The 12,785-nt window shown below is 71.4% G+C and carries 12 protein-coding genes; 4 read left to right on the top strand and 8 right to left on the bottom strand.

All coding sequences use genetic code 11. The features are described from left to right. Positions 1-5 precede the first annotated feature (5 nt). Complete coding sequence (locus tag BLS25_RS15030; RefSeq protein ID WP_074696750.1) at positions 6-866, top strand: NYN domain-containing protein; 861 nt, start codon at positions 6-8, stop codon at positions 864-866. Between the two features lie 10 nt (positions 867-876). On the opposite strand, the gene BLS25_RS15025 is transcribed toward BLS25_RS15030, so the two are convergent. After that, the gene (locus tag BLS25_RS15025) at positions 877-1,503 is read right to left on the bottom strand and encodes a hypothetical protein (RefSeq protein ID WP_074696748.1); all 627 of its coding nucleotides are present in this window, start codon (positions 1,501-1,503) and stop codon (positions 877-879) included. Between the two features lie 4 nt (positions 1,504-1,507). Beyond that, positions 1,508-3,055, bottom strand: coding sequence for an ATP-dependent DNA ligase (locus tag BLS25_RS15020; RefSeq protein ID WP_074696746.1), 1,548 nt, complete (start codon positions 3,053-3,055; stop codon positions 1,508-1,510). 203 nt (positions 3,056-3,258) lie between these two features. Here BLS25_RS15020 and BLS25_RS15015 point away from each other — a divergent pair, with 203 nt between their 5' ends. Beyond that, positions 3,259-4,908, top strand: a complete 1,650-nt coding sequence (locus BLS25_RS15015) for a RecQ family ATP-dependent DNA helicase (RefSeq protein WP_074696744.1) — start codon at positions 3,259-3,261, stop codon at positions 4,906-4,908. A gap of 9 nt (positions 4,909-4,917) precedes the next feature. On the opposite strand, the gene BLS25_RS15010 is transcribed toward BLS25_RS15015, so the two are convergent. Both BLS25_RS15010 and BLS25_RS15005 read right to left on the bottom strand, forming a co-directional pair. Then, positions 4,918-5,325 (bottom strand): DoxX family protein, encoded by a 408-nt coding sequence (locus tag BLS25_RS15010; protein WP_074696742.1) that lies wholly within the window; start codon positions 5,323-5,325, stop codon positions 4,918-4,920. Between the two features lie 36 nt (positions 5,326-5,361). Then, entirely contained in the window at positions 5,362-5,958 is a 597-nt protein-coding gene (locus tag BLS25_RS15005; protein ID WP_074696740.1) for a DUF1349 domain-containing protein, read from the bottom strand. 63 nt (positions 5,959-6,021) lie between these two features. On the opposite strand from BLS25_RS15005, the gene BLS25_RS15000 reads away from it, so the two are divergent. Further along, complete coding sequence (locus BLS25_RS15000) at positions 6,022-6,513, top strand: GNAT family N-acetyltransferase (protein WP_176786391.1); 492 nt, start codon at positions 6,022-6,024, stop codon at positions 6,511-6,513. A 22-nt stretch (positions 6,514-6,535) separates the two neighbouring features. Here the strand turns inward: BLS25_RS15000 and BLS25_RS14995 are convergent, their stop codons facing one another. The 4 genes from BLS25_RS14995 to BLS25_RS14980 all read right to left on the bottom strand — a co-directional run bounded on the left by BLS25_RS14995 (position 6,536) and on the right by BLS25_RS14980 (position 11,860). After that, positions 6,536-7,312, bottom strand: a complete 777-nt coding sequence (locus BLS25_RS14995) for an LLM class flavin-dependent oxidoreductase (protein ID WP_074696738.1) — start codon at positions 7,310-7,312, stop codon at positions 6,536-6,538. After that, positions 7,309-8,190, bottom strand: coding sequence for an LLM class flavin-dependent oxidoreductase (locus BLS25_RS14990; protein WP_074696736.1), 882 nt, complete (start codon positions 8,188-8,190; stop codon positions 7,309-7,311). Before BLS25_RS14990 ends, BLS25_RS14995 begins: the two co-directional genes overlap by 4 nt. Before the next feature lie 235 nt (positions 8,191-8,425). After that, the gene (locus BLS25_RS14985; protein WP_074696734.1) at positions 8,426-10,942 is read right to left on the bottom strand and encodes an ATP-dependent Clp protease ATP-binding subunit; all 2,517 of its coding nucleotides are present in this window, start codon (positions 10,940-10,942) and stop codon (positions 8,426-8,428) included. Between the two features lie 87 nt (positions 10,943-11,029). After that, complete coding sequence (locus BLS25_RS14980) at positions 11,030-11,860, bottom strand: hypothetical protein (protein ID WP_074696732.1); 831 nt, start codon at positions 11,858-11,860, stop codon at positions 11,030-11,032. A 103-nt stretch (positions 11,861-11,963) separates the two neighbouring features. Between BLS25_RS14980 and BLS25_RS14975 the strand changes: the two genes are divergently transcribed. Beyond that, complete coding sequence (locus BLS25_RS14975; RefSeq protein WP_074696730.1) at positions 11,964-12,779, top strand: EI24 domain-containing protein; 816 nt, start codon at positions 11,964-11,966, stop codon at positions 12,777-12,779. Positions 12,780-12,785 lie beyond the last annotated feature (6 nt).

Below are 12,785 nucleotides of genomic sequence, written 5' to 3'. Positions count from 1 at the left end.
GACGTATGCCCGACACCCAGACCGCCCGCGTCGCCGTCTACCTCGACTTCGACAACATCGTCATGTCCTGGTACGACCGTGTGCACGGGAGGAACGCCTACTCGCGTGACCGGCAGAAGATCGCCGAGAACCCGACCGATCCCGACATCGCCGAGCGCCTGACCAAGGCGACCATCGACGTCGGCGCGGTCATCGACTACGCCGCGTCCTTCGGCACCCTGGTGCTCACTCGGGCCTACGCGGACTGGTCGTCGCCGGTGAATGCCGAGTACCGCTCGCAGCTCGTCGCGCGCGCCGTCGACCTGGTGCAGTTGTTCCCCGCCGCCGCCTACGCCAAGAACGGCGCCGACATCCGACTCGCGGTGGATGCCGTCGAGGACATGTTCCGCCTCCCCGACCTGTCGCACGTGGTCATCGTCGCCGGCGACAGCGATTACGTTCCCCTCGCCCAGCGCTGCAAGCGGCTCGGTCGCTACGTCGTCGGGGTCGGGGTGGCCGGGTCCACGGCGAAGTCCCTGGCCGCGGCGTGCGACCGCTTCGACGCGTACGACTCGCTCCCCGGCATCCCGAATCTCGCCGAGACGAAGAAGGATGCCGCTCCCTCGCGGCCGCGCGCACGCAAGCGCTCTAAGGATCCGGCGGTCGACCTGCTCGAGCGCGCCATGCAGCTCGAGGCGGAGCGCGCCGACGGCGAGTGGCTGCACGCCTCGGCCGTGAAGGACCTGATGAAGCGCCTCGACCCCTCGTTCAGCGAGAAGGCGCTCGGGTTCCGCAGCTTCTCGGACTTCTTGAAGGCGCAGACCGACCACGTCGAGGTCGATGAAGAATCCAACGTCGTGCAGGTCAAGGCCGTCCCTCGCGGCTGAGGGGCGGGCCTCAGCGGCGTTCGGCGCCCGGGGCGACGTGCGCCAACACGCGTGACCACACCGACGTCAGCGTGACCTGACCGTCGACCGAGCCGATCTCATCGGGATGGACGACCTCGGCGGTGCCCGCGCGGAGGCGATCGACGTACCACGTCGCATCGCTTCGCCCCGCGGGGCCGTCGCCGCCCACGACGACGAGCACCTCGGCCGCGAGGTCGTCGAGCAGGGGGGTCCGCAGGTCGCGGCTCAGCGGGTCGGAGGGGCTCTCGACGCCGACGATCGCGACCCGATCGACGACACCACCCATCGCCGCGGCGAGGTAGAGGGCGATCGGTCCGGCGGCCCTTTCGCCGACGACTCCCACGGTGGCCCCGGGCGCTTCGCGTTCGAGCAACGCCTTCAGCGCCTCGACCGTCAGCCCGGCCGGGGTCTGCCCACCGAAGACCGGTGGGTCCTCGAGCTCGGGCGCATCGAGGCCGACCGCGACGATCCGCACGTCGAAACCCGAGGTGACGCGGGCATCGGGATCGGTGGTCGCGATATCGCCCGTGCGCAGGACGAACACGGCCCGCGGGGCTCCCGGGGTTCCGAAACTGCGGTAGCCGAGCTCGCCGTCGAGCCAGGGGGCCAGACTCATGGCTTCATCCTTCCGTCGCCGCTTCGCCGCCGCCGGGCAGCAACGCGCGCAGGGTCTCGATGGTGTCGGCCTCTGCCGCGGTCTTGTCCGAACGGTAGGTCTTCACCCGGGCGAAGCGCAGCGCCACGCCGCCCGGATACCGCACGGACCGCTGCACCCCGTCGATCGCGATCTCGACGACGGTGTCGGGCGCCACGCGGATGCCGCCCGGCAGGTCTGCGGTCTGCCTCTCGGCGAAGTGCGCCGTCTGCCACTGCAGCAGTTCGTCCGTCAGTCCTTTGAACGTCTTGCCGACCATCACGAAGCTGCCCGGGTCGCCGAAGCGGCCGTGTGGATCCCGCGCTCCGAGATGCAGGTTCGACAGCCAGCCGGAGCGTCGGCCCGATCCGTACTCCACCCCGAGGACGACGAGGTCGAAGGTGTGCACCGGCTTGACCTTCAGCCAGCTTTTGCCGCGGCGCCCCGCGGTATAGGGGTCGTCGATCCCCTTCACCATCACTCCCTCGTGGCCGGCGGCGAGAGCGTCGCGCGCGAAGGCGTCGGCGACGTCGACGTCGTCCGTGAGCACGGCGGGGATGCGGTGCTCCGCCGCCACCCGTTCGAGCTCGGCGAGGCGCGTGGCGAGGGGTTCGTCGACGAGGTCGCGACCGTCGAGATGGATCAGGTCGAAGAACCAGGGGCGCAGGGCGATCTCTCGAGCCGTCTCGGCGCCGAAGCGGGCCATCGTGTCCTGGAACGGGCGAGGACCGCCGTCTTCGTCGAGCGAGAGGGTCTCGCCGTCGAGGATGATGTCGTGGACGGGGAGCGAGAGCGCCACCTCGACGATCTCGGGCACCCGGTGGGTGATGTCGGCGAGTGTGCGGGTGAAGACGCGCACCTCGTCGCCGTGGCGATGCACCTGCACCCGGGCCCCGTCGAGTTTGTACTCCACCGAGGCTCGGCCGGTCACGGCCATCGCCTCGGCGACGCTCGTCGCGGGAGACGCCAACATCGGCTGCACGCCGCGCCCCACCACGAGCCCGACCGCGGCGAGATCCTCGGGGGTCCCGGTCAGGGCGATGCGGGTCGTCCCACCCAGATCCCCCGACAGCATGGCGGCACGACGCACCAGGGCACCGTCCCGCTCGGCGGCTCGGGCCACGGCATCCAGGAGCACTCCCTCGAGGGCGCCCGTGCGCAACTCGCCCGTCACGATGCGAACGAGCAGGTGCCACTCCGTCGCCGTCGCGCGCCCCGCGAGGTCGTCGAGGAGGCGCGTTCGGACGGCCGCGGAACCCGGCCCACCGATCCCGGTGAGCGCGCTGAACGCGTCGTCGACGTCGCCGATCGTCAGGTTCGAGGTGTCGGCGTGATCACCGGCGCGGGCGGAGAGCGTCCGCCACCCCACGCCGAGGCGTCCCTGGCGCGGGGCCGCGGTGAGCAATCCCACCGCGGGCTCGATCTCGTCGGGATCGAGCCCGCGCAGAAGCGCCGCGAGGGCCTCGATCTTCGCCAGGCGCGAGCGCGTGTTCGTCACCGTCGCGAGCGCGGTCTCGATGTCGCCGAAGAGCATGTCGGCATCCTGGCATCCCCCTCCGACATCGGGTGGACGCTTGTGCGGATCAGGCGCGAGTGCCATGACCACGGCGCTTTTCGGAGACCTTCAGCGTTCCACGGCCACCCACTCGCGAGAACAGATCCGGGCCGCCCTCGCAACCCCCGGGGCGATGTCGGAAGTCTGAGGTGTGCTGAGACCTCTCCCAGGAATGAGGCTTCGTGAACGCTCCCGCCACACTCGAACAGTCCGCCCGCACCGCCCGTGAGGTGTTCGGATGGGACGACCTGCTGCCGGGTCAGGCCGAGGCGATCGACGCGGTGGTGAGCGGCCGCGACACTCTCGTCGTGTTCCCGACCGGAGCAGGCAAGTCGGCGGTCTACCAGATCGCCGGATGTGAGCTGGGCGGGACCACCGTGGTCATCTCGCCCCTGCTAGCCCTCCAGCGCGACCAGATCGACTCGATCGACGCCGCCCCCGATGCCCCCGCCGCGGTCGCGCTCAACTCGCGCACCGGCGCCGCCGCCAAGAAAGCCGCGTGGGCCGCGATCGAGGGACCCGACGCCGTCTACGCCTTCCTCGCCCCCGAACAGCTCGCCAACGCCGAGGTGTTCGATCGTCTCGCGAAGGCCGATGTACGCCTCGTCGTCATCGACGAAGCCCACTGCGTCTCGGCGTGGGGCCACGACTTCCGCCCCGATTACGCGCGCATCGGCGACGCCATCGAAGCCCTCGGCCATCCCCCGGTGCTGGCGCTGACCGCAACGGCATCCGCTCCCGTCCGCGACGACATCGTCTCGAGCCTCGGCATGCGCGAGCCCCACCTCGAGGTGCGCGGCATGGATCGTCCCGAGATCCACATGGCCGTCCGCCGGCACGAGCACGACGCGGACAAGCGCCGCGCGGTCGTGGCGGATGTCCAGGATGCCGGCGGCCCGGCGTTGCTGTACGTGGCGACGCGCAAGGGTACCGACTCCTACGCCGAAGAACTCCGCGAACTCGGCCTGCGGGCGGCGGCGTACCACGGAGCCATGGCGCAGAAGAAGCGCGACGAGGTGCACTCCGCGTGGAGCGCGGGAGAGCTCGACGTGGTGGTGGCGACCTCGGCGTTCGGCATGGGAGTGGACAAGAGCGACGTGCGCCTGGTCGTGCACGCCGATGTCACGGAGTCGCTCGATTCGTACGCCCAGGAGATCGGACGCGCCGCCCGCGACGGGCAGCCCGCGCGGGCGATCCTGCACTACCGCGCCGAGGACTTCTCGCTGCGCTCGTTCTTCGCGGGCGGCCACACCAAACGAGCCGACATCGCGGGCGTTTGGGACGTTCTGCAGCGGACCAGCACGCCGGTGCGCGCGAAAGACGTCGCCGACGAGAGCGGCCGCTCGGTCCGGGCGATCGGCCGGGTGCTGAACCAGCTCGTGGCCTGCGAGCTCGCCGTGTCGGGCCCCGACGGAGTGTCGGCGCTTGCGAAGGTCTCGGCGGGCGACGCGGTGAGCGCCGTGCGCGAGCGCGACGAGGCCGAAGAGCGCATCCGGGCCTCTCGCATCGAGATCATGCGCGGGTACGCGGAGACGACTCACTGCCGACGGCGGGCGCTGCTCGAGTATTTCGGCGTCGAGACGCCGAGCCAGTGCGCCTCATGCGACCGGTGCGACGCCGGCGCGGTGGTGCCGGTCGAGCCCTCGGCCGAAGACGCCGAGTCCGGCGGCATCCGCATCGATTCCACCGTCGAACACGGTGAGTTCGGTACCGGTACGGTCATGGCCATCGAGGACGACCGGCTGACGGTCTTCTTCGCCGACCACGGCTACAAGGTGCTGGCCCGCGCGGCGTTCGAGAACGGCATCCTCGAGCTCGGCGAGGCGGCGTAGGCGCGGCCGTCAGCTCCGGCGCGTCGACCACCAGGCCCAGGCGACGAGCGGCACCTGGAGGAACAGTCGGAGGAAGCGCGAGCGGTCGGTGTTCAACCCGGGCGCTGAACGCCCGGTCCGCCACTGGTGCACGTTGCCGGGGAACACCGCGACGAAGAACGCGGCGATGGCCGCGCCGATGCGCCCGCGCTCCTGCGGCAACGCGACGAGAGCGACGCCGAGGATCACTTCGACGGCCCCGGATGCCACGACGATGGCGTCCTTGTCGGTGCGGAGCAGCCGCGTCGCCCACCCGGGAACGACGATCCGGTAGCCACGGCGACCCCACGTGACATGGCTGACGCCGGCCCCGATGAGCAGCAGGGCGAGTGCCCCGCGGGCGACGGAGCGGACGGTGAGACCTGTGCGACGCGGCATCCGGTCAGTCTGTCATCCGTATGCTCGGCTGGGGCCTCAGCTCAGGTCGCGCAGGTCGCGGAGCGATGAGCGATCGAACCGGATCTCGTCGAAGACGGCGGTCGCCCCCGCTCCCATCGGCGCCTGAGCCAGGAAGCCGACCGAGAGGGTCGAGGAGTCGGCGTCCAGACGGAACACGCGCAGGAAGGGCCAGGACTCGCCGTCGAGCGAGTAGTGGAACGCGAAGGCCGCCCCGACACGAGCGATTCGCAGGAAGACCGCGTCGGTCGCGAAGACCGCGCCGTTGGCGTCGTCGGAGAAGTCGTTCGTCACGACGCTCACGACCATGCTGTCGCCCTGGGGTGAGAACTCGTTGCAGACCTTCGCCCACCTCTGCGGACCCGACCACAGCGCGAGCGCTCCGGCATCGAACGTCGAGCGCTCCCCCGTCACGCGCACCCGGGCCGACAGGGTGAAATCTCCCTCGGGAGCCGCGAAGGCCAAGGCGGTCGCGGCGTGCTGGGCCGGACCGCCGGTCGCGTCGTTCGTCCAGTCGACCCCGCCCCGGGATGTCAGCGTCAACGCGCCGCGAGCGTCGACGCGGGCGTCGCCCTCGACGCCGGTCCAGTGCAGGTCGGGAAGCGACAGCGCCATGAGGGGAGACTATCCAGCGCGCCTCGCGCGGACCCCATCGGGCCGTGTTCCTAGACTCGCGTCATGGAACGATCGCGCGCGACCCTCCGGATCCGACCCGCGATCCCGGCCGACGCGGTCGCGATCGCGACCGTGCACGCCCAGTCGTGGCGCGAGACCTACGGACGGTTCGTCGACGATCCCGACACGAACCCGTGGTTCGATGTCGGGCGCCGGATCGGGATGTGGCGTTCCTCACTCGAGGAAGAGGAGCTGAACGTCGTCGTCGCCGACGCCGACGGGTCCATCGTGGGCTTCGCCGCGACGCACCTCACCCCGGGGGCGGACGCGGTCCGCCCCGAGGAACTGCAGATGCTCTACGCCGTCGAGTCCTCGCACGGGAGCGGAGCGGGCCAGGCGCTGCTCGACGCGGTCCTCGGGGACCGGCCCGCGTCGCTGTGGGTCGCGGCGGACAACCCGCGCGCTCACGCGTTCTATCTCCGCAACGGGTTCCGTCCCGACGGCGCGGAGTCGTCGTTCGGCCCGATCCCCCGCACGGTGCGCCTGGTGCGCTGACCGCGTCGATCGCGGGTCATGCTCAGCGCGGCGACGGCGCCGTCCTCCTCGCGAAGTCGACATACGCCTCGACGGTGTCCTCCGCCACGATCGCCCGCAGCACGACCTCGTCGGCGGCCGCGGTGTAGGCCTCGAGAGCATCCCCCAGCTCGGTGACGTCGCGGATCGTCGTGTCTGCGGCATCCACCCCCATCCGCTCGAAGTTCGCGGCGTAATTCGGGAACGAGGCGTATCGGGCTGTCTCCGCCTCGAGCCGTTCGCGCGCCGCGGGGGCGATCGCCGTGCGCACGTAGACGGCGATGTGCGCGTCCGGCGCGGTCGCGTGCAGCACCTCGGCCTGATTGCGGGCCTCGATCGGAGGCACCCAGTTGAGCAAGACGCCCTCGGCGAGCTCGACGCCCGTTCGTCGCATCTTGGGGCCCAAGGCCCCGACGAGAACGCGCGGCACCCCGGCTTCGTGCAGCACCGAGACGGCCTCGGTCACCCGGGCGAGAGCCCCCTGTTTGGCCATGCCCGAGCCGATGCCGAGCGTGAGACGGTCGAGGGGAAGAGCCAGGGATGCCACGTCGGCGGCGATCGCCTCGGCGGGTCTGCGGTCGACGGGCACGACCCCGGTCGCGAGACGGAGCCGGTCGGTCACGCGCGCTGCGGCCGCCAGCGCCGCCAGGGCGTCGCCGTCGGGGGTGTCGTTGATCCACAGCGTGTCGAAGCCGGCGCTCTCGACGACCGGGGCGATCCGGGCGACGGCGTCGGGGCCCAGGGAGCCGGCGAGACCCAGCGAAACGGTTCCGCGCGTCACGACACGCCTCCCGCGTGGGGAACAGCCTGAGCGACCTGGCCGACGGCCGAGAAGAACGCGGCGAGATCGACGTCGTCGGTCGGCAGCAGCACGACGTCGTCGACGCCCGCCGCTTGGAAGCGCGCAACGCCCTCGGCGACCTCGCCCACCGATCCCGCGAGCACGCGGTCGGTCGCGTCCTCGCGATCGGACATGACCGCCGTCGCGCGCTCTCGCGCATCGGGACCGAACGCGGTCAGCACGTACGCGACGATGTCGGCGCGGCCTTCTCGACCGGCTTCTGCGCGCCCGGCCTGCACGGTCTGCACGGCGGTGGCGATCTCGGCGACGGTGTGCCGACTGTCGAGCACCACCCCGTCGGCCACGGCGCCGGCGAGGCTCAGAGTCTTGGGCCCTTCGGCGGCGGCATAGACGAGGGGAGCCTGGGCGGGCGGCCAGTCGAGGGAGACGTCGCGGAGTCTCACGTAACGTCCCTCCGTGGTGACGGTCTCGCCCGCGAGCAGGGAACGCAGCGCGGGCAGGTGCTCACGCATGAGCGTCAAGGGAGACGCGGCTTTCGCCCCGACCTGTCGCATCCAGTCCTGCACACCGTGACCGAAGCCGGGAAGAAGGCGACCGGGGAACATGCGCTCGATCGTGGCGACCTCCATGGCCGAAGCGGCGATGTTGCGCAGCGGAAGCGGGGCGATACCGACGCCGATGCGCAGATGATCCGTCACGGCGAGCGCCGCGGCGGCCGCGGCCCAGGCCGAGGAGCGGAAGCAGTCCTCCCAGAGCCAGAGTTCTTCGACACCGGCGTCTTCGGCCGCGCGCGCGGCGTCGCGCAGCTGCTCGGGCGGATGCGGGTACGGGCTGAAGATCGTGCCGATACGACTCATGGTTCTACTCTGCCGCCAACCTCGGACATCGGGGCGCGACAGCACGCGGGTCGCAGGTCCTTGCACATGCCGAAACCGCATTCGTTCGTCGAGGACGCAGAAGAGCGCGGCCGACCGGGTGCGTCCTCGCCGAACGTATACGTCCTCGTCACGTGCGCGTCCGCTCGAGGGCGAACAGTCCGCGCGCACGGCGAACGCCCCGGAGCCGAAGCCCCGGGGCGTTCATCTCATCGTTCTACGCGGCGAGCGCCTGCACGGCGGCCGAGACGCTGAAGCCCGCGGCAGTGGCATCCACCGTCACCGCTCGCCCATCGCTCAACTCACCCGAGACGAACAGGTCGGCGATGCGGTCGTCGACCTCGCGCTGGATGACGCGGCGCAGCGGCCGCGCACCGTACTCGGGCTCGTAGCCGACCTCGGCGAGACGGTCGATCGCGGCATCCGTCACCTCGAGCGTGACCTCGCGAGAGGCGAGCCGGCGCGAGGTCGCGTTCAGCAGCAGACGCACGATCTGGCGCAGCTGCCCCTTCTCGAGCTTGCGGAACAGCACGATGTCGTCGATGCGGTTGAGGAACTCCGGCCGCATCGCCTCGCGCAGCGTGCCCATCACGCGGTCGCGCAGGTCGTCGTCGGCGAACTCGCGCCCCGTGGTGGTGAAGCCGATGGCCCCCGACCGGGATGCCAGGAACTCGGCGCCCAGGTTGGACGTCATCACGATGACGGTGTTCCGGAAGTCGACCGTGCGGCCCTGGCCATCGGTCAGGCGGCCGTCGTCGAGCACCTGCAGCAGCAGGGTGAACACATCGGGGTGGGCCTTCTCGATCTCGTCGAACAGCACGACGGCGTAGGGATTACGGCGCACGCGCTCCGTGAGCTGGCCGGCCTCGTCGTAGCCGACGTATCCGGGAGGGGCGCCGATCAGACGCGACACGGTGTGCCGCTCGCCGAACTCGCTCATGTCGAAGCGGATCACGGCGCCGTCGTCGTCGAAGAGCGACCCGGCCAGGGCCTTCGCCAGCTCGGTCTTGCCGACGCCGGTGGGGCCGAGGAACAGGAACGACCCGACCGGGCGGTTCTCGTCGCCCATGCCCGTGCGGTTGCGACGCACGGCCTTGGCGACGGCGGCGACCGCGTCGTCCTGACCGATCACGCGAGCGTGCAGCTCGGCCTCGAGGTCGGCCAGGCGGCCCCGCTCGGTGGCGGTGAGGCGTGCGACGGGGATGCCGGTGGCCCGGCTGATCACCGCGGCGATCTCGGGCTCGTCGACGACGGCGGCGGCGCGCGGGCCGCTGGTCGCCTCGTCGAGTCGCTGCTGCACGGTGACCATCTCGTCGCGCAGGCGCGAGGCTTCTTCGTAGTGCTCGGCCGAGACGGCGGCGTTCTTGTCGGCCTCGAGGGTCGCGAGACGCTCGAGCAGCGACGAGGTGTCGACCGCCACACCGAGGCGCAGGCGTAGTCGCGCCCCGGCCTGGTCGATCAGGTCGATGGCCTTGTCGGGCAGCACGCGATCGGGCAGGTACCGGTCGCTGAGCTCGACCGCGGCGCGCAGGGCGTCGTCAGTGTAGGTGACGGCGTGGTGCTCCTCGTACGCCGAGCGGAGTCCGCGCAGGATCTCCACGGCATCCGTGATCGAGGGCTCCCCCACGCGCACGGGTTGCAGGCGCCGCTCGAGGGCGGGGTCCTTCTCGATCGTGCGATATTCGCGCAGGGTCGTCGCACCGATCAGGTGCACGTCGCCGCGGGCGAGGCGGGGCTTGAGGATGTTGCCGGCGTCCATCGATCCGTCGCCACTGCCACCGGCGCCGACGAGCGTGTGCACCTCGTCGATGAAGACGACGAGCTTGTCGGAGGCCGCGATCTCGTCCATCGTCTGGGTGAGGCGCTCTTCGAAGTCGCCGCGGTAGCGGGCGCCCGCGAGCATCGCGGCGAGGTCGAGCGAGACGACGCGGGTCTCGCGCAGCTGCTCGGGAACCTCGTTCGCGACGATCGCGCGGGCGAGACCCTCGACGACGGCGGTCTTGCCGACGCCGGCCTCGCCGATCAGCACCGGGTTGTTCTTGGTGCGACGGCTGAGGATCTCGATGGTCTGCTCGATCTCGTCGGAGCGACCGATGACCGGGTCGAGTTCGCCGGCCGCCGCGCGGGCGGTGAGGTCGATGCCGAAACGGTCGAGGTTCGGGGTGACGGATGCCGACGCGCCGGTCATCTCGTCCTGCTCGCCGCCCATGACGGTCTCGCGCACCCCCTGGGTGAGGGCCTCGGCGGTGACGCCGGCTTGAGCGAGGATCTGCCCGGCGGGCGCATCCTGCGCGAGCACGAGCGCGAAGAAGAGGTGGTCGGGGTCGACGTAGGTCGAGCCCGCGGCACGCGCGACCTGGAAGGCGTGGAAGAGCGCGCGCTGCACGGAGCCGGCGACGACGGCGCCGTCGACGTTCGCGGGGGTCGCCGCCGCGGGGAGGCGGCTCTCGGCCGCGCGGGCGATGGCGGCTGGGTCGGCGCCGAGTCGGGCGACGGCCTCTTTCGCGGGCGATCGTCCGACCAGGACGTGGAGCACGTGCAGGGCGTCGAGCTCGCGCTGACCGCGGCCGAGCGCGAAGCGGCCGGCCTCTTGGAGGGCATCCTGGGTGCGGGCGCTGAGGAATCGGCTGAGGTCGATGGAGCGCTCGGCGCGCGCCTGCTCGCCCGCGAGGTAGCGGGCGAGGAACTCGTCGAACGACTGGGCGCCGTCACCGGGGGTGAAGTCTTCGGGCAATTCCGTCTCCTGAGATACGTGAGTGCGGTTCGCTCAAGTTTGCTTCTTGAGCGCCGTCGTATCAAGTTCAACGCGGGGGTCTCGGGTCTATTCCCGCAGCGTCGGGTCGGCCTCGTTCCACAGCTCCACCGTCTGCACGAGCCAGAACACCGCGAAGAGCGCCAGGGCCACCGACTCCCCCACGAGCACCACCGGGACACCCGCGCGCTCGAGCCCCGAGATCACGCCGACCAGGAGCAGAACGAGGGTCACCACGATCCCGACGGCCACGGTCGCATACGCGATGCGCACCCCGCGGCGAAGGCGCCCGGTCCGCCGCGGTCGCCAGGCCGCCACCGCCGCCGCCGCTGCGATCAGCACGAAGAAGGCGACCGCCGCGATCTGGTGCGCCCCCGCCAAGAACGCCTCGGGCGCGATCAGCGCCCACGTCGCCCCTCCGGCGACGATCACGACGACCACCCCGATCGTCGCCGCCACCCCGGCACTCGCGGTGCTCTGCACCCGGGCGAGGATCGCCGCCGCGATCACCCCGAGCAGGACCACGGATGCCACCGCCACGGCGTTGTTCGCCACGGTCGGCCGCACCGCGGGCGGCACGCACCGCGCCGCGTCGAGACAGGCACCCGACGAGACGGTCGTCGGCACGTAGGCGATCGCGAGGGCCAGTACCGCGGCGATGTCGAGCAGGCCCTGCTCGAGGCTCCGACCCGACAGGGCGAGCAGCGCGAGGGCGATCGCGGTCAACGAGCCGACGAAGATCGGACCCGCGGGGGTGTAGTAGGCCGCGCTGACGGACGGCAATCCCTCGCCGCTCGGCAGTTCCAGCCCCACCCCGATTGCCAGAAGGGCCGTCGCGCCGATCAGGCCCAATCGCACGTACCGGTAGGTGCGCTGCGTCGAGGTGGTGCGGATGCGCATAGCGGCATCCTGGCATCCCTCTCCGACATCGCGACAGGACGGGGCCGGCGAACCGGACGCAACCGCCTCCGCCGATGTCGGAAGCGTCTGCCAGAATCCCGGCATGCGCGAATTCCTCGCCGGAGCGGCCCTGCTGGCACGCGGCCTCGGTCAATGGCGCCGGACGCCCGGCGCGATGGCGCTCGGGCTCATTCCGGGAACCCTGGTCGGTCTGGTCTTCGGCGCCGCCCTCGTGACGTGGGGTCTCGTCCTCCCGGGCCTCGTCGACGACTGGACGCCGTTCGCCGACGCCTGGATGCCGTTCTGGGCCGGCGCCCTGCGCACCGCGATCGGCGTGGCCTCGTTCGGCGCCGCGGTCCTCGTGGTGATCGTGTCGTTCACGGCCGTCACCCTCGCCGTGGGCGAGCCCTTCTACGACCGCATCTGGCGGGCGACCGAGAGGAGCGCGACCGGCACGGTCCCCGACGCGGAGTACGGGTTCTGGAGGGCCGTCGGCGACAGCGTCCGGCTCATCCTCCGCGGCATCCTGGCGGCCGCCCTCGCGTGGCTCATCGGACTCATCCCCTTCGTCGGGGGCGTCCTGGGTTTCGTCACCGGCGTGGTCCTGACCGGTTGGCTGCTGGCCGACGAGCTCACCTCGCGTGCGCTCTCGGCGCGTGGCCTCGACAGACAGGCGCGCCGCCAACTGCTGCGCACCCATCGCGCGCGTGCCCTCGGGTTCGGGGTGGCGACGCAGTTGTGCTTCCTCGTGCCGCTGGGGGCGGTCGCGGTCATGCCCGCGGCCGTCGCCGGCAGCACGCTGTGGGCGCACGCCGCCCTGGGAGTCACGCCACGGCCGCATCCCGCCGTTCGCGACGCCGTTCCCGCGACGGCGCAACCCACCCCGCCGGCGAACCGGCGCGCGGACTCGGCACGATAGCCTGGA

This window comes from Microbacterium testaceum StLB037 (assembly GCF_900104345.1).
In the GTDB taxonomy this organism is placed as follows: domain Bacteria; phylum Actinomycetota; class Actinomycetes; order Actinomycetales; family Microbacteriaceae; genus Microbacterium; species Microbacterium testaceum_A.
Note: the sequence above shows the minus strand (reverse complement) of the source record. Positions and strands in the feature narration are given on the sequence as shown.